Source organism: Bradyrhizobium sp. CCBAU 11357 (assembly GCF_028128865.1).
Lineage (GTDB): Bacteria > Pseudomonadota > Alphaproteobacteria > Rhizobiales > Xanthobacteraceae > Bradyrhizobium.
In genome coordinates, this window is record NZ_LBJW01000016.1 from 1 (window position 1) to 21,438 (window position 21,438).

Annotated in this window: 16 protein-coding genes; 2 read left to right on the top strand and 14 right to left on the bottom strand. The window is 65.1% G+C overall.

Annotated features, from left to right (window positions below):
• The 5 genes from XI05_RS03345 to XI05_RS03365 all read right to left on the bottom strand — a co-directional run.
• The coding region (locus XI05_RS03345; RefSeq protein WP_271498607.1) for a caspase family protein at positions 1–1,474 on the bottom strand (1,474 nt) is incomplete at its 3' end.
• Positions 1,475–1,663: 189 nt separating this feature from the next.
• On the bottom strand, positions 1,664–2,434 hold the full coding sequence (locus XI05_RS03350; RefSeq protein WP_271498609.1) for a carbonic anhydrase: 771 nt from the start codon (positions 2,432–2,434) through the stop codon (positions 1,664–1,666).
• Between the two features lie 120 nt (positions 2,435–2,554).
• A complete protein-coding gene (locus XI05_RS03355; RefSeq protein ID WP_271498611.1) occupies positions 2,555–3,085 on the bottom strand; it encodes a DUF2846 domain-containing protein in 531 nt (176 codons plus the stop codon).
• A gap of 105 nt (positions 3,086–3,190) precedes the next feature.
• Entirely contained in the window at positions 3,191–6,694 is a 3,504-nt protein-coding gene (gene dnaE, locus XI05_RS03360) for a DNA polymerase III subunit alpha (protein ID WP_271498612.1), read from the bottom strand.
• A gap of 474 nt (positions 6,695–7,168) precedes the next feature.
• Positions 7,169–7,891 (bottom strand): outer membrane protein, encoded by a 723-nt coding sequence (locus XI05_RS03365; protein ID WP_172783568.1) that lies wholly within the window; start codon positions 7,889–7,891, stop codon positions 7,169–7,171.
• Positions 7,892–8,474: 583 nt separating this feature from the next.
• On the opposite strand from XI05_RS03365, the gene XI05_RS03370 reads away from it, so the two are divergent.
• Positions 8,475–9,929: a hypothetical protein gene (locus XI05_RS03370; RefSeq protein ID WP_333939813.1), complete on the top strand. Its 1,455-nt coding sequence runs from the start codon at positions 8,475–8,477 to the stop codon at positions 9,927–9,929.
• Between the two features lie 58 nt (positions 9,930–9,987).
• Here the strand turns inward: XI05_RS03370 and XI05_RS03375 are convergent, their stop codons facing one another.
• Positions 9,988–10,773: a helix-turn-helix transcriptional regulator gene (locus tag XI05_RS03375; protein ID WP_271498614.1), complete on the bottom strand. Its 786-nt coding sequence runs from the start codon at positions 10,771–10,773 to the stop codon at positions 9,988–9,990.
• 119 nt (positions 10,774–10,892) lie between these two features.
• Here XI05_RS03375 and XI05_RS03380 point away from each other — a divergent pair, with 119 nt between their 5' ends.
• Entirely contained in the window at positions 10,893–11,972 is a 1,080-nt protein-coding gene (locus XI05_RS03380; RefSeq protein ID WP_271498616.1) for a quinone oxidoreductase family protein, read from the top strand.
• A gap of 92 nt (positions 11,973–12,064) precedes the next feature.
• On the opposite strand, the gene XI05_RS03385 is transcribed toward XI05_RS03380, so the two are convergent.
• The 8 genes from XI05_RS03385 to XI05_RS03420 all read right to left on the bottom strand — a co-directional run bounded on the left by XI05_RS03385 (position 12,065) and on the right by XI05_RS03420 (position 21,359).
• The gene (locus XI05_RS03385) at positions 12,065–12,769 is read right to left on the bottom strand and encodes an ABC transporter ATP-binding protein (protein ID WP_172783565.1); all 705 of its coding nucleotides are present in this window, start codon (positions 12,767–12,769) and stop codon (positions 12,065–12,067) included.
• Positions 12,770–12,776: 7 nt separating this feature from the next.
• Entirely contained in the window at positions 12,777–14,057 is a 1,281-nt protein-coding gene (locus XI05_RS03390) for a lipoprotein-releasing ABC transporter permease subunit (protein WP_172783564.1), read from the bottom strand.
• 90 nt (positions 14,058–14,147) lie between these two features.
• Positions 14,148–15,467 carry a proline--tRNA ligase gene (proS, locus tag XI05_RS03395; protein WP_271498618.1) on the bottom strand — a complete coding sequence of 440 codons (1,320 nt, stop codon included), beginning with the start codon at positions 15,465–15,467 and terminating at the stop codon, positions 14,148–14,150.
• A gap of 165 nt (positions 15,468–15,632) precedes the next feature.
• Complete coding sequence (locus XI05_RS03400) at positions 15,633–17,195, bottom strand: copper resistance CopC/CopD family protein (RefSeq protein ID WP_271498619.1); 1,563 nt, start codon at positions 17,193–17,195, stop codon at positions 15,633–15,635.
• A complete protein-coding gene (locus XI05_RS03405; protein ID WP_271498620.1) occupies positions 17,195–17,722 on the bottom strand; it encodes a YcnI family copper-binding membrane protein in 528 nt (175 codons plus the stop codon). Before XI05_RS03405 ends, XI05_RS03400 begins: the two co-directional genes overlap by 1 nt.
• A gap of 15 nt (positions 17,723–17,737) precedes the next feature.
• Positions 17,738–18,514, bottom strand: a complete 777-nt coding sequence (locus XI05_RS03410) for a DJ-1/PfpI family protein (protein ID WP_271498621.1) — start codon at positions 18,512–18,514, stop codon at positions 17,738–17,740.
• A gap of 36 nt (positions 18,515–18,550) precedes the next feature.
• Entirely contained in the window at positions 18,551–19,081 is a 531-nt protein-coding gene (locus XI05_RS03415) for a copper chaperone PCu(A)C (protein WP_442869228.1), read from the bottom strand.
• 67 nt (positions 19,082–19,148) lie between these two features.
• Entirely contained in the window at positions 19,149–21,359 is a 2,211-nt protein-coding gene (locus tag XI05_RS03420; RefSeq protein WP_271499216.1) for a TonB-dependent receptor family protein, read from the bottom strand.
• Positions 21,360–21,438 lie beyond the last annotated feature (79 nt).

The window sequence follows — 21,438 nt, forward strand, 5'->3', positions numbered from 1 at the left end:
GCCCCGCGGCCGGCGGCGGTGCCGGCGGGCGGTTGATCACGGTGTTGATGACCGTCGTGTTGTGGATGTTCTGATAGATGATGTTGTTCGGCGGCGGCGCGACATAGACCGGCGGCCTGACGAATACCGGGATCGGCACGAACACCGGCTGCGGCAGCACGAACAGGCCGACCACGGGCAGTGGCGGCGGCAGCACGACGAAATCCGGCGGCGGCGGTGGCAGGTAATAGACCGGCGGCGGCGGTGGCGGCGCGAAGCCGAAATCGGGATCGCTGAAATACAGCACGGGACGGTCGACATAGACCACCTCCTCCGGCGGCGGTGGCGGCACGTCGTAGTCGATCATCGCGAAGCTCGGCGGCGGCTCGGGCGGCGCGGTGAGGATCGCAAGGCGGCGCCGTGCGTCCGCCGCATGCGGCCCGCGCGGATAGCGGCGCAGATACGACCAATAGGCCTCCGGCGTGTCGGTCCGGTAGGTCCGCCGCCAGGTGATGGCTTCGCGGCGCGCGGCAACGATCGCCATCACGCGCTTGGCGAGCGGGTCGTTCGGATAGGCCGCGAGAAACTCCTCATAGGCCGGCAGCGTATCGCGCTCGAGCGCGGCGGCATAGGCATCCTGCACGCCGAGATCGCGGATCGGCTTGCTCCGGATCGCGGCGACCTGGTCGGGCGCAGCCGCCGGCGGCGGCGCATCGGGCGCGCGCTCGAAGAACGAGAATGGCGCCGAGATCTTCTGCTCGTTCCAGGGCACCTGCGCGCCCTTGGAGGCCTCGTTGACGCGCAGGCGGACGCGGTCGAACACCTCGGGCAGCGGCAGGCCGCCGGTGCGGATCATCTCGGCGAGCGACTGCGCATAGATGCCGTAGGGCCCCGGCTCCTCCGGCGCCACCGTGCCGGGCGCGGCGTTGAAGGCGATCAGCATGTTCGGCTCCGGCTCGACCAGCGCCAGACCGCTCGCGATCGGCTGTCCGCCCTCGATGAAGGGCTGCGCCCGGGCCGCGTCGAGCACCACGATATTGGCCTTGAGCGGAATCGAGGCGAGCTGGCGCGCATAGTCACTGATGCGCAGGGCCTCGGTCGGTATGTCGGTGTCGCGGCTGATGTTGGAATCGACCGGGATGAAATAGTTCTCGCCGGCCAGCTGCACGCCGTAGCCGGCCAGATAGAGCATCGCGACAGTGCCCGGCCCCGACGCCTGGGCCTTCTGAATGAAATCGCGCAAGCTCTTGCGCAGCGTGTCGCCGTCGAGATCGCGCGCGCCGACCACGTCGAAGCCCGCCGCCTGGAGCGTCTGCGCGATCAGGCCGGCATCGTTCGCGGTGGTCGCCAGCGGCGATTTGGCATAGGCGCCGTTGCCGACCACGAGCGCGATGCGCTTCTCCTGCTGCTGGGCACGCGCCTGATGCGGCGCGCCCGCGGCAAGGACCGCCATCGGCAGGAGAAGGCAGAGGAAGACTTTGAGCGTCCCGCGCATGGCTGTGCCCGCTTTTGTTGTTGAGGTGGCCACCGCGTATCAGGCGCGCGGCCAGCTGAATGGCACTTGAACGAGATGCCCGGATTGGGGCGGTGGCATGGCGCCGCCACCCAAGTCAACTCCACGTCGAACCTCCACGTCGGGCGCAAGCCTCGCGACCGCACTGCGGCGCGAGGCTCCTCGGCCCGTTCAGCCCTGGGCGATCGGATCGACCGTGCCCGTCGTGAGCCGGTAGATGCCGCCGACGACCTTCAGCTTGCCCTGCTCCACGGCCGCATTGAGGATTGGCGCAGCCGTCTTCAGCTTGGCGATGTTGTCGACCACGTTCTGCCGGATGGCGTTGTTGAGCACGTCCCCGCCCCGCTGCATCGCCGCCTTTGCGGCGGGCGCGATCGCATCGACCAGCGAGGGAATGTGGCCCGGCGGCGACGTATTGTCCTTGATCGCCTTCAGCGTCGCATCCACCGCGCCGCAGGCATCGTGGCCTAGCACGAGGATCAGCGGCGTGTTGAGCACGGCCACCGCATATTCCATGCTTGCGATGGTTTCGGTGCCGGCAAAGTTTCCGGCGACGCGACAAACGAACAGGTCGCCGCGACCCGTGTCGAAAGCGTATTCCGGCGCGATGCGCGAGTCGGCGCAGCTCAGCACGGCCGCGAACGGGTTCTGCCCGCCGGCCAGCGCCTCGCGCTCGTGCTTGAAATCGTGGCGCCGCGACACGCCGGCGACGTAGCGCCCATTGCCCTCCGTCAGCCGCTTCAGCGACGCGTCGGGCGACAGCACATTCTGCGGCTTCGGCGGCTGCTTGGCGTCCTTGGCCAAGGCGCCACTGGCGAAAGCTCCACCGGCGAAAGCCATGCCGAACGCGGCGGCGCCAAACAGCATCGCCGATCGCCGCGACGGCGCGATGACTTGAGGCAGAGGTTCGTGATGCAAAGCGTCAGAGCACTTGTCGCACATGTGACACCTCCTCGGGTCAATGGACGAATGAAGCGTCGCGAAGACAGGCCTCAAGAGTCGCCGCGCGTCCACAAGCCCTGTGCCCGGCGCGATCAGAGGCACCTCATCGTACCACGCGCCCTACTCGACGGCTTCCAGCTCCGCGAGTTTCGTGCGCGCGGTTGCCTCATCCAGAGCAACGAGCTCGCCCGGCCCGAGATTCGCCTCGCCCGCCGTCGCGACGGACACGACCGCAAGTCCGGCCAAACCGCCGAGCACGGCGCCGCCCATGGCGGCATCGTGCCTGGCGCTGCTCTTGATCAGGTAGAAATGCGTCCGGCCTGCCTCCATGACGATCTCGCGCTTGGTCTCGCCCGGAAACATCAGCTCAGTCACCAGCACGTCGTGACGTCCGGCAGGTCGATCGGCATAGGCATATTTCCCGGCCACGATTTTTCCGAGCGGCGCACCGTCGAGTTTCACCTCGCAGCCGCAAATAGCCATGCTCAGGCTGTTCCTTTTGTCCTGCAGGAACACCACGCGCCCGTGCCCCGCGCGCGGAGGCCCGACCTTTTTCGACACCGACGCAAAGTCCGTTCCAACCTGATTGCTGACGCACCCCGTCAGCATGGCACAAACGGCCACCAACAACGCACCCTGTCGCAGCATCATACGCCCCATTCCATTCCCCGGGGCACATGCTAGTCGGAATCAGCGCTGGGTTGCAACCGATGCAGTACGACTACTTTGTAAAAACCGGAACGCGCGGCGGAGAAGCTAAAGCTGTTGCACGTCCACCACGCCCGCGACCGCCTTGATCGCGCCGGCGATCTGCGGCGAGACCTTGAAGCGCCCGGGCAGCTTCATCTCCACCTCGGTCTCGAGGTCGAGCATCATCACCAGCGAGACCTCGCCGTCGCCGCTTCCGCGCGGTGCGATGCCAGGACTGCCGACCTTCGGCGCGCCGCCGTTGGTAGCCGCCATATCGGGCCCGGCGAGACGCCTGGCGATCGAGTCCAGCGGCTTGGTGTCGCGCAGGAAGATGCGCAGGCCCTTCTGCGTCTTGGCCGCGGCGTCATCGAGCGGCTCGGCATGCAGCACGCGGGCGCGGACGTCCTCGCCCTGGAGCTCGGCGCCTAACTGCAGCAGCACGGCCGCGCCGGGCTCCAGCACGTCGCGATATTGCGCGAGGCCTTCCGAGAACAGCACCGCCTCGAAATGGCCGGTGGGATCGGACAGTCCCATGATGCCCATCTTGTTGCCGGTCTTGGTGCGCCGCTCCATGCGCGAGACAACGGTCGCGGCGACCTTGCCGGCGGTGGCGCCGGTCTTCACCGCACGCGAGAACTCGGCCCAGCTCTGCACCCGCAGCCGCTTCAGCACGGTCGCGTAATCGTCGAGCGGATGTCCCGACAGGAAGAAGCCGATCGCGTCGTATTCGCGGCGCAGCCGCTCGGCCGGCAGCCACGGCTCGACCTGAGGCAGCATGATGGTCGGCGCATCCGCCGACATGCCGAACATGTCGTTCTGGCCGATGGTCGCAGCTTCATGCGCCCGCTGGCAGGCGGCGAGGATCGCGTCCGCACCGGCAAAGACGCGCGCCCGGTTCGGCTCCAGCGTGTCGAAGGCGCCGGCAGCGGCGAGGCTTTCGATGATGCGCTTGTTGATCGCGCGCGGTGAGACGCGCGCGGCGAAATCGGCGAGCGAGGTGAACAGGCCGCCTCGGGTGCGCTCCGCGATGATCTGCTCGATCGCCTGGATGCCGACGCCCTTGAGCGCGGCGAGCGCGTAGTAGATCGTGTTCTCGCCGACCTCGAAAGTGGCGCCCGAGCGGTTGATGTTCGGCGGCTCGACCTTGATGCCGAGGCGCTGCGCCTCGGAGCGGAATTCGGAGAGCTTGTCGGTGTTGTTCAGATCGAGCGTCATGGACGCTGCGATGAACTCCACCGGATAATGCGCCTTCATGTAGGCGGTGTGGTAGGACACCAGCGCATAGGCCGCCGCGTGGCTCTTGTTGAAGCCGTAGTCGGCGAATTTTGCGAGCAGCTCGAAGATGGTCTCGGCCTGCCCCTTCGGCACGCCGTTCTTCACCGCGCCCGCGACGAAGATGTCGCGCTGCTTGTCCATCTCGGCGCGGATCTTCTTGCCCATGGCGCGGCGCAGCAGGTCGGCGTCGCCGAGCGAATAGCCCGACATCACCTGCGCGATCTGCATCACCTGCTCCTGGTAGATGATGACGCCGAAGGTCTCCTTCAGGATCGGCTCCAGCACGGGATGCAGATATTCCGGCTCCTCGTCGCCGTGCTTGCGGGCGCAATAGGTCGGGATGTTGGCCATCGGGCCCGGCCGATACAGCGCGACCAGCGCGATGATGTCCTCGAAACGGTCCGGCCGCATGTCGATCAGCGCCCGCCGCATGCCCTGACTTTCAACCTGGAACACGCCGACCACGTCGCCGCGCGCCAGCATCTGGTAACTCTCGGCATCGTCGATCGGCAGCGTGGCGAGATCGACATCGATGCCGCGCGGCTTGAGCAGCTTGCAGGCGACGTCGAGCACGGTGAGCGTCTTCAGGCCGAGGAAGTCGAACTTCACGAGGCCCGCGGGCTCGACCCACTTCATGTTGAACTGGGTCACCGGCATGTCGGATTTGGGATCGCGGTAGAGCGGCACGAGCTCGCTCAGGGGACGATCGCCGATCACGATGCCGGCCGCGTGGGTCGAGGCGTGGCGGGTCAGGCCTTCGAGACGCTGGGCGATGTCGAAGGCGCGCGCCACCACCGGGTCTTCGTCGCGGAACGCCTGCAGCTTCGGCTCGCTTTCGATCGCGGCGGCCAGCGTCACCGGCGCCGCCGGATTCTGCGGCACCAGCTTGGTCAGCTTGTCGACCTGGCCATAGGGCATCTGCAGCACGCGGCCGACGTCGCGCAGCACGCCGCGCGCCTGCAGCGTACCGAAGGTGATGATCTGCGCGACCTGATCGCGGCCGTAGCGCTGCTGCACGTAACTGATCACCTCGCCGCGGCGGTCCTGGCAGAAGTCGATGTCGAAGTCCGGCATCGAGACGCGTTCGGGATTGAGGAAGCGCTCGAACAGCAGGCCGAACCTGATCGGATCCAGGTCGGTGATGGTGAGCGCCCACGCCACCAGCGAGCCCGCGCCGGAGCCGCGGCCCGGCCCGACGGGAATGCCCTGGCTCTTCGCCCATTTGATGAAGTCGGACACGATCAGGAAGTAGCCCGCGTATTTCATGCGGGTGATGACGTCGAGCTCGAAGGCGAGCCGCTTGGCGTAGGTCTCCTCCGTGGTGCCCTGCGACAGGCCGTGGACGCTGAGGCGCTTGGCCAGCCCCTCCTCCGCCTGGCGCTTCAATTCGGCGGCCTCGACTGCGGCGGCATCCGAGCTCTGCGCCGCACCCACGGTGAAGAACGGCAGGATTGGCTTGCGCGTCATCGGCCGGAACGAGCAGCGCTCGGCGATCTCCACCGTCGAGGCCAGCGCCTCCGGAATGTCGGCGAACAGCACCGCCATTTCGGCGCGCGTCTTGAAGCGATGATCCGGCGTCAGCTGCACGCGGTCGGTCTCGGCGATCAGCCGGCCGCCGGCGATGCAGAGCAGCGCATCATGCGCTTCGTAATCGTCCGTGGTCGCGAAATACGGCTCGTTGGTCGCAACAAGCGGCAGCCCCTTGGCGTAGGCGATGTCGATCAAGCCGCCTTCGACGCGCCGCTCCTTCTCGGCGTTGTGGCGCTGCAATTCGATATAGAGGCGGTCACCGAACAGAGCAGCGAGACGCTCGCACCGCACGCCGGCGAGCTCGGCCATGCCACCGGCCAGTGCCAGCGAGATCGGCCCGTCCGGCCCGCCCGTCAGCGCGATCAGGCCCTCCGTCTCGCCCTCGAGCCAGTCGAGCTTGATGAACGGAGCATGGCTGTCCGGCGATTCCAGGAACGCGCGCGAGTTCAGCCGCATCAGGCTGCGATAGCCGCCCTCCTGCGCGGCCAGCAGCACCACGCGCGACGGTCCCATCGCGTTGCGCGCGTTGGGATCCTGATCGCCGAAGTCGATGGCCAGTTCGCAGCCGACGATCGGCTGGATGCCCGAGCCCGCCATCTTGTCGGAGAACTCCAGCGCGCCGAACAGATTGTCGGTGTCGGTCAGCGCCAGCGCCGGCTGGTGGTCCTTCTTGGCAAGCTCGGCGAGCTTGGCGATCTTGATCGAGCCCTTGAGCAGCGAATAGGCCGAGTGAACGTGAAGGTGGACAAATCCGGCGCTCGGCATGGTCGCGTGACGGCCTCTTGCAGATGAGATGGAGCGGTCGCCGGCTCCTCAAGGCATCATGCACTCGCGCGGCCGACTCGGCATCGCAATGGTGGGGTCTCGCGCCGCCAGAGTCCACGCCGGAGCGGCCGCTTCGCCGCGTCGTCCCGCTTTTCCCCAACCGGGCCTGCCCCGGAGCCGCGGGGACAAAGCTGCGGGATGCTCAAAGCTGCGGGATAACCTGCGCCCAGATCGCGATCATCCCGACGAACAGCGTGATGGACGCCAGCGCAGCCGCCTCTTCCACGAAAATCCTGAACATGGTCTCGCTCCCTCGCTAGAACGTATGAAGAACATTGTTCTCATTTCGTTCTCAGGAGTCAAGCCTGACCCGAGATCTCGCAGCGCGATGGTTAACTCGCTGAATTCACGCAATAAAAAAGCCCCGGCCGAGGCCGGGGCTTTCGTCGGCCGCTCGCGTGGAGCGGGTCGGGCTTAGTAGCGACCCAACATCGGGCCGCCGAACTTGTAGTTCAGGCGGACGAGGCCCATGTCGACGTCCTGACGGATGCGCTCCGTACCGGCAAAGCCGGCGAAGGTGACGTCCTTGTCGGCCAGGAAGATGTGGTTGTACTCGACACCAACCGACCAGTTCGGCGCAAAGCCGTACTCGAGGCCGGCACCGACAGTGCCGCCCCAACGGGTGTCGCTGGTCGACGCCAGCAGCGGACCACCGAGGCCATAGATCTCGTACTTGTCGCTGACCACAGCCGCACCACCCTTCACGTAGAGCAGCACGTTGTTCCAGGCATAGCCGACCTGGCCAGTGATCAGACCGAACGCGTCGATCTTGGTGCGGTTGCGGGTGGCGAACAGCGCGCTGACGTTGTCGCCCGAGAAGTCAGCCCAGTTGCCCTGGCCTTCCAAGCCGAACACGAACTGCCCAGACTGCCAGCGATAGCCGACCTGGCCACCGACCGTGGCGCCGGTCGCGTCGTGCGAACCTTCACGACCGAGACCCACGAAGTCCCAGGTCGCGTGCGACGAACCGCCGCCTCCGTTGATGCCGATGTAGAAGCCGCTCCAGTCGTAAACAGCAGCGATCGCCGCCGGCGGCGCCTTGGTGTAGGGCCGTGCCGCGAGATCGGCAGCCAGCGCCGGCGCAGCCGCGCTGAGCGCGACAAGGCTGACAGCGGCGAGCAACAACTTCTTCTTCATTTGATTCCCGTTCCAGTTTCTTCAGAGGCCCCCGGGCCGTGGCGTGGTCATAACAGCGATCGACGGAATTGCTGTAACCGCGACGCCACAGTGCAATCCAAAGGACGCCGCTCATTAACGAATGTTAATCGCAGGTGCGCGAAACCCTTTGAAACAAGGGGTTTTCAGCAGTTCCAACGTCGAGAGACGAGATCAACTGCATGCGCGCGTAACATCGTCGCGCGCACATTCGCGTGATGGGAGAGTCGAAAAGCGCGGTCGAGTTGCTCATCCCATTGTCGCCATATTTTCGCTCGCATTCATCACATTCCTGCTCGCACAATCGCAAGCTTACTCGCGCACGTTCGGCAAGGATCATTCCTTCTGTCTCACGGCGATGAATGGCCGAGACTAAACAATTGCAGGTTCGACATCCTGCGCGCTGAGCTCGCCGCGCCGCACTCCTGCTCGCCCTCTCCGCATTCTCGCGACAAGCGGAGCTGCGCGCGCGCAAACTTCTAATCCGCGCAATCCGATCTGCACGCACGTCGCCGCCCGGGCCGCGCTGCGGCTAGCGGCCGATGATCGAGTTCGCCGCAGCGACGTGCGAACCGCGAGCGCCGGAACGTCTCGCAACACATTTGCCGGACGTCTGTCCGAAATAAATGCGCACGGCGCAGGCGGCGCAAGTTGTGACCGCGCCAGTCATCGTATAGCGTCCGTCCAAGCTGTCCTTCGCGCAGTCGATCCTGCCATGCTCGCCCGTATCCTGCTCCTCCTGGCCTCGCTCTTGCTCCCGGGCGCTTTGCATGCCGAAGCAGCGCCGACCGAGAAAGCCGGATTTGCCTCCAGGCTGACGATCTACCTCGCCAAGGGGCCACCCGATGCTTGCGGCCCGGGCTGCGACCGCTGGATCGCCGTCGAAGGTGAGATCGATCGGGAGGCTGCGCTGCGCATTCGCCGCTTCCTCGCCGCCGTCAAGGACCTGCAGCGTCCGATCTACCTGCATTCGCCCGGCGGCAACGTCGAGCAGTCCTATGCGATCGGGCGGTTGCTGCGCAGCCGCAAGGCGATTGCCAGGGTCGGCCGGACGATCGCGACCGCCTGCGCTGCGGGCACGCAGGTGGACGCCGCGTGCCTGAAGCTCAAGAACGCAAACGGCGAGGTCGAGGCCGAGCTCACCACTTACCGTGCCATGTGCAACTCGGCCTGCGGATACGTGTTTCTCGGAGCGACGTCGCGCGAAGTCGCCCCCGATGCCGCAATGGCGGTCCACAATTCCAGGCTGGTGCTCGCCTTTGACGGACGGCCCGATCCGGCGGCCGTCGCGGAATACAGGCGCCGCCGGCTCTTGGCGGCCGATCGCGATCGCGCCGCGTTCATCGCGGCGATGGGCATTAGTCGCGAGCTCGACTCCCTCATCCGGACGGTGAAGTTCGAAAGCCTGCACGTGCTGACGCGATCCGAGCTCTACGGTTTCGGCATCGACACGCGACCTCTTGCCGAAACGATGTGGCGGCTGGAGAAAGGAGCACGGCCCTTCATCAGCAAGATGGCCGCGGTGAAGAGGGAAAGCGACGCGTCGTTCCGAACCATGGAATGGCGCCTCTATTGCGAAAACAAGAAGCGCGTGCCGCTGCTGTTCGTGGGTGAGATCGAGGCAGCCGGCACCGGCCAGAGAACGATGCTGATGGCGGCCAGCGCCGACCTGAGCAAGCAAGCGGGAGGGCCTCCGGTCCGGTTCGGAAAGTACGAGGTGTGGAACGGCGCCGTCGATGCCGACATGGTCAAGGCGGTGCTGGCCTCACGGTCCCTGCAGATCCGGGAAACCAGTCCAGAACCCGAGGGCAAGGCGGACGTCGCTCGCTTCGACATCGACCTGACCGGCTTGCAGTCGATGTGGACGCAGCTCGGGACATCGTGCACATCGGCGACGACAGCCCCCGCAAAAGCCTGGCCAGCGAATCCTTTGCAGCCGACGCCCCGGACCGACAGTCCCTGGACAGCAGGTCCCGTGCCGAACGCCAGCGCAGCGCCCTCTGCCGCAGCCGCGCCGTGAGCGCGCTACGAGCGACGAGGCTTGCAAGTCGCTCTCCGGAAGCTAAAGCCTGCGTCCATCAGTCCCCGCCCTCAACCGGCGTATAGATCACGAGCTTCAACGCGGGATCGTCGTTGGCCTGGAAGCTGGTGTGCTCGAAGTGCAGCACACCCTTGGTCGGATGGTTCATGGTCTTGCGGCCCGAGATGGTGCTGCGGATGTCGTGTGCCTCCCACCATTCGACGAATTCCGGACTGCCCTCGCGCAGTCGCGTCAGCAGCTCCGTGAAGGCGGGATCGCCGGCCCAGACGTCGTGATTGGCGCGAAACATCGCCACCATGGCCTTGGCGACGTTCTCCCAACCGGCGCCGTAGGATTTTCGCGCCTGCTTGTTGGTCATCATCAGGAGCAGCGTGTTGCGATCCTGCTCCGGTAATCGCCCGAAGCCGAAGATCTCTTCGGCCGCATCGTTCCAGGCCAGCACGTCCCAGCGCCGGCCGGTGATGTAGGCCGGCTGGTGCAGGCTCTCGATCATCCGCCGAATGGGCGGTGGCACGATTTCGCGCGTGAACGGGCTTCTTGCGCGCTCGCGCGCCAGCGCCTTGAGGTGCGCGTGCTCGGCCTTGCTGAGACGGAGGGCCCGGGCCAGCGCATCCACGGTGGTGACGGACGGGCTCACCGTGCGGCCCTGTTCGAGCCGGATGTACCAGTCGACGCCGATGCCGGCGAGCTGCGCGACCTCCTCGCGGCGCAGCCCCGCGGTGCGACGCCGGCTCCCCGCGGGCAGTCCGACCGTTTTCGGCGACAGCTTTTCGCGACGGGACCTCAGGAAGTCGCCGAATTCGACGCGGCGGGGGTCGGCCATGGACGTGCTCCGTGGGGAGGGACAAGGCAATGCTAGGATAATACCAGGCCTTCCTGCCGCGCGACAGTCCTCGCATATTCCGTGCACCTCACAATGAGGTGCGAACGAAGGTCGACATCATGAAGGCTGCTGTACTCAAATCTTTCGGATCCCCGCTGGTGATCGAGGACGTCCCCGAACCCGTGCTCGGCACCGGCGAAGTCATCGTGGATGTCGTCGCCACCCGCGTGCTGTCCTATTCCAAGGAAGTGTTCAGCGGTGAACGCAAATACGCGTTGGACTTGCCCGTCATTCCCGGAGGCGGCGCGGTCGGCCGTGTGCGCGCGATCGGCCCGGACGCAACAAAATTGTCCGTGGGCGACTGGGTGCTCTGCGATCCGACAGTGCGCTCGCGCGACGACGCGATCGCTCCGGACATTCACCTGCAGGGTGTGAGCGCGCGCGGCGAAGGCGGCATGCAGCTACAGAAATATTTTCACCACGGCTCCTTCGCCGAGCGAATGAGGGTGCCGACGGAGAACGTGACGCGGCTCGGCGAACTCAGCGAAGCGGAGGCCGCGAGATGGAGCGTGCTCGGCACCATGCTCGTGCCCTATGGCGGCTTCCTTGCCGCAGAGCTGCAGCCCGGCGAGACCGTGCTCGTGAGCGGCGCGACCGGCAATTTCGGCAGCGCCGCCGTGGCCGTGGCGCTCGCAATGGGAGCGGCCTGGGTCGTGGCGCCGGGCCGCAACGAGAAGATGCTCGCCGAACTCGTGCGTCGCTATGGCGCGCGCGTCAGGCCGGTGAAGCTGACCGGCAACGAGAATGACGACCGCGAGCTGATGAAGCGCGCAGTGCCTGCCCCGATCGATTGCGCGTTCGATATCATGCCGCCCTCCGTCGCCACGACGGTGGTGCGCGCCGCGATCATGACGGTGCGGCCCAATGGCCGCGTCGTGCTGATGGGCGGCGTCAACATGCAGGGCGGTCCAGGCCTGGAGCTGCCCTACAACTGGATCATGCGCGAATGCATTACGATCCATGGCGTCTGGATGTATCCGCGCGATGCCGCGGCTCGCCTGATCGCGCTGGTGCGCGCGGGACTGCTCAAGCTGGAGGAGTACGAGACCACGGCCTTCGATCTCGACCACGCCAATGAAGCCGTGGCGCACGCCGCGGCCAATGGCGGGCCGTTCAAATTGACGGTGATCAGGCCCTGAGCCCTGAGGCGGCGGGGGAGCGCCGTCGTCTATTGTTTTTGGAAGCCCCACCAAGCACTTGGCTACTGTGCATGGGGTTGTTTTCGCGGTTCTTAGTCGAGTTCGACCACCTGGCCGTGCGACAGCGACACTCGCCGGTCCATGCGGCCGGCGAGTTCCATGTTGTGGGTCGCGATCAGCATCGACACGTGCGTCGCCTTGACCAGCTGCATCAGGGCCTGGAACACGTGCTCGGCGGTGCCGGGGTCGAGATTGCCGGTCGGCTCGTCCGCAAACAGCACGCGCGGCGCATTGGCCACTGCACGGGCGATCGCAACACGCTGCTGCTCGCCGCCGGACAACTCGGCGGGGCGGTGGGTGATGCGGTCGCCGAGCCCGAGATAGCCGAGGATCTCCTTGGCGCGCTTGACGCTCTCGGACTTCTTCAGGCCGCGGATCATCTGCGGCATCATCACGTTCTCGAGGGCCGAGAACTCCGGCAGCAGCCGGTGCGACTGATAGACGAAGCCGATATCGGTGCGGCGCAGCTGGGTGCGCTCGATGTCGGGCAGTTGCGAGGTCGGCGCGCCCGAGACATAGACCTCGCCGGAATCGGGCGCTTCCAACAGCCCCGCGATGTGCAGCAGCGTCGACTTGCCCGAGCCCGACGGCGCCACCAGCGCGACCGATTGGCCAGCCCACAGTGCCAGCTTGGCGCCGTCGAGGATCGTCAGCGGCACCTCGCCCTGCAAGTACTGCCGCTTTATCTCGTGGAGATAAATGACCGGTACATCTTCCGCCCCCTGCTGCTGCTCCATCAGCCCCTCACTCGTACCGGAGCGCTTCGACGGGATCGAGGCGCGCGGCGCGCCACGACGGATAGAGCGTCGCCAGGAACGACAGCGTCAGCGCCATGATGACGACGGCCGTGGTCTCGCCGACGTCGATCTCGGCGGGCAGTTTCGACAGGAAGTAGAGCTCCGGCGAGAACAGCTCGGTCGAGGTCAGCCAGGACAGGAATTGCCGGATCGATTCGATGTTGAGGCAGATCACGAGGCCGACGCAGAAGCCGACCAGCGTGCCGACCACGCCGATCGAAGCGCCCGTGATCAGGAAGATCCGCATGATCGATCCCTGCGAGGCGCCCATGGTGCGCAGGATCGCGATGTCGCTGCCCTTGTCCTTCACCAGCATGATCAGGCCGGAGACGATGTTGAGCGCCGCGACCAGCACGATCATGGTCAGGATCAGGAACATCACGTTGCGCTCGACCTGGAGCGCATTGAAGAAGGTCGAGTTGCGCTGCCGCCAATCGACCAGGAAGATCGGCCGGCCCGCCGCCTCCGTCACCGCCTTGCGGAAGGCGTCAATTCTGTCGGGGTTGGTGGTGAACACCTCGATCGAGGTGACGTCGTTGCTGCGGTTGAAATAGGCCTGCGCTTCGGCGAGCGGCATGAACACGAAGCCGAGATCGTATTCGGACATGCCGATCTCGAACACCGCGACGATCTTGTACGGCTTGATCCGCGGCGTCGTGCCCATCGGCGTGACCGCGCCCTTCGGCGCCACCAGCGTGATGCTGTCACCGGCATGCAGCGAAAGCTGGTCGGCGAGGCGGCGGCCGATCGCGACCCCCTGCCCTTCGTCAAACCCTTCGAGCGAGCCCTGCTTGATGTTCTTGGCGATCGAGGTGAGGTTGTTGAGATCGTCGGAGCGGATGCCGCGCACGAGGACGCCCGAGGCGTTCCACGGCGATGACGCCAGCGCCTGACCGTCCACCACGGGCGCGGCAAGACGAATGCCCCCGACCTGGCTGACGCGCTCGGCGACGTCCTTCCAGTCGGTCAGCGGCGATTCCAGGGGCTGGACCAGGATGTGGCCGTTGAGGCCCAGGATCTTGTCGAGCAGCTCTTTGCGGAAGCCGTTCATCACGGCCATGACGATGATCAGCGTCGCGACGCCGAGCATGATGCCGAGAAAGGAGAACCCGGCAATGACCGAGATGAATCCTTCCTTGCGGCGCGCCCGCAAATAGCGCGCCGACAGCATCCACTCGAATGGCGCGAAAGGCGCGGTTTGCACGGTTTCGGTCATGGTCTCATCCATCGCTCGATAATCCCATGATTCGGGGTCAATTGTGGCCGGATTGGCGGCCGCGATATCGCGCGATGAACAATATTCGGCCGACCAGCCTTATCAGCCCACAAGTCTTGCGACCGCGTCGGCAGGCGACATGGTCTCGCGCGCGCCGTCGCTGCGCCGCTTGATCTCGACCTTGCCGTCGGCGAGCCCCTTCGGCCCGATCATGATCTGCCAGGGGATGCCAATCAGGTCGGCAGCGGCGAATTTGGCGCCGGCACGCTGGTCGGTGTCGTCGTAGAGCACGTCGACGCCCTTGGCGGTGAGCTCGGCATAGAGCTTCTCGCAGGCCGCATCGACCGCGGCATCGCCCTGCTTCAGGTTGAGGATCGACACGCGGAACGGCGCCACCGCCTCCGGCCATTTGATGCCGGCATCGTCATGGCAGGCTTCGATGATGGCACCAAGCAGGCGCGAGACGCCGACGCCGTACGAGCCGCCATGGATCGGCACGTCGACACCGTCCGGGCCCGCCACCAGCGCCTTCATCGGCTCGGAATATTTGGTGCCGAAATAGAAGATCTGGCCGACCTCGATGCCGCGGGTGTTCACCCGCCTGTCCACGGGCACCTCCTGCTCGAAGCGCGCGGCGTCGTGGACGTCCTCGGTCGCTGCGTAGAGCGAGGTCCACTGCTTGATGATCGGCGTCAAATCGCTCTCATAATCGACGTCCTCGCCCGGCACCGGCAGGTCCAGCACGTCGCGATTGATGAACACGCCGGATTCGCCGGTCTCGGCAAGCACGATGAACTCGTGGCTGAGATCGCCGCCGATCGGGCCGGTCTCGGCGCGCATCGGGATCGCCTTCAGTCCCATCCGCGCGAAGGTGCGCAAATAAGCGACGAACATCTTGTTGTAGGCGACGCGTGCCGCGGCCTCGTTGAGATCGAACGAATAGGCGTCCTTCATCAGGAACTCACGGCCGCGCATCACGCCGAAACGCGGACGCTGCTCGTCGCGGAATTTCCATTGGATATGATAGAGATTCAGCGGCAGGTTCTTGTAGGACTTCACATAGGCGCGGAAGATCTCGGTGATCATTTCCTCGTTGGTCGGCCCGTACAGCAGCTCACGCTTGTGGCGGTCAGCGATGCGCAGCATCTCCGGACCATAGGCATCGTAGCGGCCGCTCTCGCGCCAGAGGTCGGCGAGCTGGAGCGTCGGCATCAAGACCTCGATCGCGCCGGAGCGGTTCTGCTCCTCGCGTACGATCTGCTCGATTTTCTTCAGCACGCGGAAGCCGAGCGGCAGCCAGGCATAGATGCCGGCCGCCTCCTGCCGGATCATGCCGGCGCGCAGCATGAGCCGATGCGAGACGATCTCCGCCTCTTTCGGATTTTCCTTCAGGATGGGCAGAAAGAACCGCGACAACCGCATGGTAATACTCTGGGAATCAGTGATCGCCTGCAGTGAAACCGGATTGGAAGCGAAAACACAAGGCCGGGAATGAGGAAAAGCCGCTAACGCGGCGAAATTCCTGTCATTTTTCCGTTGCCTTCAGGTTTGACTCGAACAGCAGCATGTTCTGCAAAGCCGGCGAGCCTAGGGCGGCGGCACATCGAGTTCATCCGCGAGGGTGATCTTCTCGAAATCGCTCACGAGCGCCTCGATCCGGACGCGCCAGCGGCCGGCGAAGGGCAACTCGACCTTGCGCACATGCCAGTAGCCATCCGGGCCGAGCGAGGCGCCCCGGTCCATCGGCTCGATACCGCGCTCGGGCAGGCTGAGCGTCAACGTCACCTCTTTGGCTGCCAGGGGCGTCCCCTCACCGGTCATGAGCTGGAGCACGAAATCGTCCTTGCCGACCTTTCCAGGAGACACCAGCACCTGGAACATCGCCTTGTCGCTGTGGATGTGGATTGCCAAAGGCGTCTCCGGAACAATCGTTCGCGGCGGCGGCGTGAAGCGCCAGCCGGCGACGACGGCGAAGATGGCGAGGGCGACAGCACATTCGAGAAGGATCGAGCGCTTGAGGATGGCCCGGGCTCCGCGATCACGCGCGAGTGCCGGGGTGAAGCGGAAGCGGTTGAGCGCCGCAAGCGCGAGCAGCATGAGGACCAGCGCGAGCTTGATCGAGAGGATGAGTCCGTAGCGGGTCTCGACCACCGCCGACGCCTTTTCGAGCTGAACAATGGCAAGGGCAAGCCCCGTCAGTGCCAGCACGCCGACGGCCGGCATGGCGATGGCCGAAAAGCGGTTCACGACGGCAAGTGTGGCTGGCGTCGGCTTCGACAGCAAAGCCGCCAGCGGAGCAAGAGCGCCGATCCACAGCGCAACGCACAGGCCGTGAAGAAACATCGCCGGGCGCATCATGATCTGAGGCGGCGCCGTTGCGGCGTGCCCGCTCATGGCGAGCGACAAGCCCACACCAACCACCGCAATCATCGCAAGAGCCCGCGAACGCCAAGCGCTGCGCAGCGCCAGCAGAGCGAACAGCATCGCGGCGGCGGCAACAAGAAGCGCGCGGCCGGCACTGGTCGCGAACGCGACCTTCCAAGGCGCGGCCGTCGCAAGCGCCGCCAGCGGCAGGCCGAGGAGATCGAGACCAAGCGCACCGAGGGATACCACGGCGCTCGGAAGGCCGACCGCGAGCGCCACGCGCGGCACGGTCGTGCCAGTCAACGACCGTGATATCCAGCGCGCGAACCACACACCGCCGACACCAACGAACAGTCCGAGGTAGAGGCCAACGCGCGCCAGCCAGATCAGCGCGCCCAACCCGTTGCCCGCACTCGCCGGCGGCTTCGTGTCCGACGGCGTGCCGACCGAAAACATCACCGATCCGACCACCGGATGGCCATCCTGCGAGATCACGCGATAGCTGATGACCGCGGTTCCCTCAGGCAGATCCGCCGGCATCGCCACGGAAATCGTCTCGCCCGACGCACTGACACGCGGATCGTCCCGCGCCCTGCCCGCCCCGTCGATCAGCCGGATCGCGCCCGGCGTCACCGGCTCGTTGAACCGCAGCTCCACCACCTCCGGCGCGGTCGCGAGCATGCTGCCGCTCGCCGGCTCCACCGAGATCAGCGCCGCATGCGCGAGCGCACCGCTCGCAAAGCCCGCAGCGAAGAGCAGCGTCGCGAGCGCGGCGAGGAGGCGCATCAGGGTTTGGGCAGGAGCTTCACGCCAGGCGCCGGCGACTTGCCCTCATGAGAATGCCCTGCCCCCTCGGTTGGGATTTCGATCCAGCGGCTGACGCCGGTCTCGCATTCCTGAACCACGGGGAAATACAAGGTCGTGTTGGCCTTGAGCTTGTCGGTGAGCACCGTGTGCATGATGAACTCGTCATAGTTCTTGTCCAGCAGCGTGCCGCCGGACCACGCCACCTCCTTGACGCCGGACGAGAGCTTATTGCCGTGATAGTCGTATTCCCCGGCATATTTTCCCTCGACGACGTCGATGGTCCAGCCGGCTTTCGGCATCGGCTTCACCGCGATAACGCCTTCGGGAATCTGCACGCGCAGCTTGACAGTCGGCGACCCGGAGCAGCCGTGCGGCACGGCGAAGACGGCCTTGTAAGACGCACCGACAGTGGCCTGCTTGGTCTCCAGCGAGACATGCGCGCTTGCGGGCACGGCTGCCAACAGGCATGCAGCCGTCGTGGTGGCGTAAATCGAACCTATTCGCATTGGAGCCTCACTTGTTCAAAGATGCATTGCGGCACCGGCCGCCTTGGCTGCAGACTCTGCTTCGCGAATGAGGTCCTGCCGCCGCTTCAAGACATCGCCCACCAGCGCAGGACCGGCACGCTCGGGTGATCCGGAATCGAACGGCGGCTTTGGATCGTACTCGATCACGAGCTGAATTCGCCGTGCAACCTCTTCGCCTGCCAACCGCGCGGCGATCGCGAGCGCAAAATCGATGCCGGCCGTCACGCCGCCACCCGTGACTCGGTTGCGATCCTCGACTACGCGATCGGTCCGCACCACCGCACCCATCTGCGCGAGCAGATCGCGAACGTACCAGTGCGACGTGGCCTGATAGCCCTTCAGCAGCCCGGCGGCGCCAAGCAAGAGCGAACCGGTACAAGCGCTAGTGACGAGGCGCGCCGATCCACCCTGCTGCTTGAGGAATTCGATATTTTCACGGTCCTGCATCGCAGCGACCGTTCCCTTCAGTCCTCCAGGCACGAACAACACATCGAACATCTGCGGAGCGCCCTGAAAAGTCGCCGTCGGCGCAACCGGCAAGTGGACGTCGGTTATGACCGGCTGCTCTGTTTTGGCTATCAGGTGGACATCAGCCTGCATAATGCTGAACACGGTGAGCGGACCGACCAAATCAAGCAGGATCATGTCCGAATGGATCAACAGGCCCACGCGCGGACGTGTCGGCGACGCCAGCTGCGCAAATGCAGGCGGCGCGACGAAGTTGAGCAAGGATACGGCGGCAAGCGTCGCGTTGAACTCTCTTCGATTCATGCTGTTGCTCCACCAGTTATTAGCAGATCATGCTCATCACTTCTTCATTCCCGAATGATCCGGCATTTTCTTCATGTCCATGTGACCCGAGTGTCCGCCATCGCCCGGCGCCTGCCCGCCGACGCCCTGGACGTCGAGGGCGACAGTGACCTTTCCGGCCTTCTCGAACTGAAGCGTCACCGGCACCTTGTCGCCCTGCTTGAACGGCCCCTTCAGCTCCTGAAGCATCAAATGATTGCCGCCGGGCGCGAGCTTCACGGACTTGCCTGGATCGATCGCGAGTCCCTTGTCGAGCGCGCGCATCTTCATCACGCCGTTGTCCATCGCCATCTCGTGAATCTCGGCCTTGCCTGCGATGTCGGCGGACACGCTGACCAGCCTGTCGGCCGCGTTGCCCTTGTTTTCGATCGTCAGATAGCCGCCGGCGACCTTGGCGCCGCCCGGCGTTGCCCGGCTCCAGGCCTGCGAGATGACGAGATCGCCGGCCTTGACGTCCTCGGCTGCGAACGCCGTGCTGGTGCCGAGCAGCATGGCGACGGCGAGAATTGAAAGCTTGATCCTGTTCATTTGGTTCCCTCGGTTTTGATCTGATCGAGCACGGTCGGTCGTGGTGGTCTCGGCAGCCTCAGTGCGCTTACCATCGATACCTTATTCCGGTGTAGACCGCCCGGCCGGCGCCTGGCTCGAACAACGCCGACGTCGCGGTGGCGCGATCGATGATACTGGCGCTTGCAATGTAGGTCTTGTTGGTGAGGTTTCGACCCTCGATGTAGGCGGAGAACGGCCCGCCATTGTCGAAGCCCGCTTTCAATCCGAGCAGGGCGTACGGCTCCGTCGTCAAGGTGTTCATACTGTCGACAAAATAGGCTTGCGGCACCCATTCGACGTTCGGACCGGCATAGAACCCGGTCGGATGCTTGTAGAGCAATTCGGCGCGCAAATAGTGACGCGGCGCACCGGGCAGCTGGTTGTTGCCGAACGTCGGGTCGCTATCGAAGCGAAAATCGTTATAAGTATAGGCAAGGTTGAGCCACACCTTGTCGGGCGCTCCTCCTTTCACGAAGATGTCGCGGAAGATTGCTGCCCCTGCCCCAGCCTCGACGCCCTGATGGACGGTTCGGTCGGCATTGGTCACGTTGCAATTGCCGAAGGCGCTGTAGAGGCACAACAGCTCATCGCGGATCTTGGCGCGGTAGGCGGTCAACTCCCACGTGTAGTCGGGCCGCCTCATGCGCGTCCCGATCTCGTAGGTGGTCGCGATCTGGGGACGGATGCTGGTGAACGGAATCGTCGGAATGCCAGGACCGCGGGCGCTCTCGCCGAAGCTCGGCACTTCGGCGCTCCGCGAAACGTTGGCGAAGGCCTGCCACGTCGGGTCGATCTGCCACAGGAGGCCCGTCTTCGGCGACCAAAGATCAAAACGGGTTGCTCCCGACTGGTCGCCGTCGCTAAGAAACCGGTCCCGCCGACTGCGCGTCGCATGCAGAAATTGAGTGCCGGCAATCGCGGCGACGTTCGGCAGAAAGTAGAAGCTGTCCTCAACGTAAACCGAGGTGTTCTCCGAGCGATCGACCGACGACGACAGCAATGCCCCCTTCTGTCCGGCAATGTTGGCGAATTGCTGGTTGTCGATGCTGCCATTCAACAGGTTGACGCCCGCGACCAGCCTGTTGCGGTAACCGCCGATAATGCGGTCGTCCGTAACCTTCGCGAAGGCGCCGTAATCCTTGTAGCGATAATCGAGCCACTGGAAGATCGGATGCATGAGGTGCCGGTCGACGCCGAAGGCACCGAACTCGAACCTGGTGTCGTCGAATCGGATCGTCGTTTTGTTTGCCAGCCTGACCGTGTCGATGTTGCGCTGCTGGTCCATGGCAACGTTCGCCGGAGCCGCGGCCTCCGGATTGGTCAAGGCAGACACCTTGGTGACGGTTCCTGGAATGCGTTGCCGCACCTCGTTGGCGTTGAGATAGAATCGCGTCTCGAAATCCGGCGCGAACTGGTAGCCAACATTGCCGCTCACGCGGTTGCCCGAGCCGAAGCTGTGATCGCGGAAGCCGTCCGTGGCCTGCGTCGATGCCGTGACGAATCCATCCCACGGGCCGTTGGCACCCCCTGCGTTGGCCTGTAGTCGCCTGAAGCCGAAGCCTCCGACGTCGAGCGAGACGCCATTCGGAAACCGATCGCGTCCCGATGGCGTCACGAAGTTGACGGCGCCTCCCAGCGAATTGGCCCCGAACTGCAGCGCATTCCCGCCCTTGTACACCTCGACGTATTTGTAGGCGGTCGGGTCGATCTCCTGGAAATCGCCGTAGCCGTCCGCCGTGTTGATCGGGATGCCGTCCATGTAGAGCTGCACGCCACGCAGATGGAAATTGCGCGACAGGCCGGATCCGCGAATCGAAAGCCGGGTATCGTCGCCCCATTTCGGCTGCGCAAACACGCCGGGCACGTAGTCCAGGACATCCTTGATCGTGCTGGCAGGAGTCGAATTCCGGTAGGCCTCCGCTGTGACCAGCGCTACGCCGCCCGGCGTCTGGTTGATCTCGCTCAGCGCCTGCTGGGCGGTGAGAACCGTCAGGGCACCGGGGCCGGGGCCTCCTTCGGAAGCTGCCGTCGGTTGCGCCGGCGCAGTTGCAGGCGCGCGGGCCCGCGTTGATCGCGCGGCAGCTCGCTGTACGCGGGCTGGTGAGGCCCGTTTCTCCCGCGGCGCGTCGACCGTGACGGGAGGAAGCTCGCCTCGGTTTTCCTCCGCAATCGCATTGGACGGCACAACGAGGGCAGAAGCTGAGGCAAGCAGAATTCCGGGTGCGGAAAGCAGTCGAAAGAAGCCTGAACGAGGCATGAGGTCATTCCTGATGCCGGCAGAGAGCCGGTGCATTGCGATCCCGGCACGGCCGAAGCCGGCTCGGAGCTGAAGGTTT

What these genes read in the sequence shown, in the direction of transcription:
- XI05_RS03420 (WP_271499216.1), bottom strand. Translation starts at nt 21,359, where the DNA reads ATGCCTCGTTCAGGCTTCTTTCGACTGCTTTCCGCACCCGGAATTCTG.
- XI05_RS03365 (WP_172783568.1), bottom strand. Translation starts at nt 7,891, where the DNA reads ATGAAGAAGAAGTTGTTGCTCGCCGCTGTCAGCCTTGTCGCGCTCAGC.
- XI05_RS03410 (WP_271498621.1), bottom strand. Translation starts at nt 18,514, where the DNA reads ATGAATCGAAGAGAGTTCAACGCGACGCTTGCCGCCGTATCCTTGCTC.
- XI05_RS03355 (WP_271498611.1), bottom strand. Translation starts at nt 3,085, where the DNA reads ATGATGCTGCGACAGGGTGCGTTGTTGGTGGCCGTTTGTGCCATGCTG.
- dnaE (WP_271498612.1), bottom strand. Translation starts at nt 6,694, where the DNA reads ATGCCGAGCGCCGGATTTGTCCACCTTCACGTTCACTCGGCCTATTCG.
- XI05_RS03350 (WP_271498609.1), bottom strand. Translation starts at nt 2,434, where the DNA reads ATGTGCGACAAGTGCTCTGACGCTTTGCATCACGAACCTCTGCCTCAA.
- XI05_RS03405 (WP_271498620.1), bottom strand. Translation starts at nt 17,722, where the DNA reads ATGCGAATAGGTTCGATTTACGCCACCACGACGGCTGCATGCCTGTTG.
- XI05_RS03385 (WP_172783565.1), bottom strand. Translation starts at nt 12,769, where the DNA reads ATGGAGCAGCAGCAGGGGGCGGAAGATGTACCGGTCATTTATCTCCAC.
- XI05_RS03380 (WP_271498616.1), top strand. Translation starts at nt 10,893, where the DNA reads ATGAAGGCTGCTGTACTCAAATCTTTCGGATCCCCGCTGGTGATCGAG.
- XI05_RS03390 (WP_172783564.1), bottom strand. Translation starts at nt 14,057, where the DNA reads ATGGATGAGACCATGACCGAAACCGTGCAAACCGCGCCTTTCGCGCCA.
- XI05_RS03400 (WP_271498619.1), bottom strand. Translation starts at nt 17,195, where the DNA reads ATGCGCCTCCTCGCCGCGCTCGCGACGCTGCTCTTCGCTGCGGGCTTT.
- proS (WP_271498618.1), bottom strand. Translation starts at nt 15,467, where the DNA reads ATGCGGTTGTCGCGGTTCTTTCTGCCCATCCTGAAGGAAAATCCGAAA.
- XI05_RS03375 (WP_271498614.1), bottom strand. Translation starts at nt 10,773, where the DNA reads ATGGCCGACCCCCGCCGCGTCGAATTCGGCGACTTCCTGAGGTCCCGT.
- XI05_RS03415 (WP_442869228.1), bottom strand. Translation starts at nt 19,081, where the DNA reads ATGAACAGGATCAAGCTTTCAATTCTCGCCGTCGCCATGCTGCTCGGC.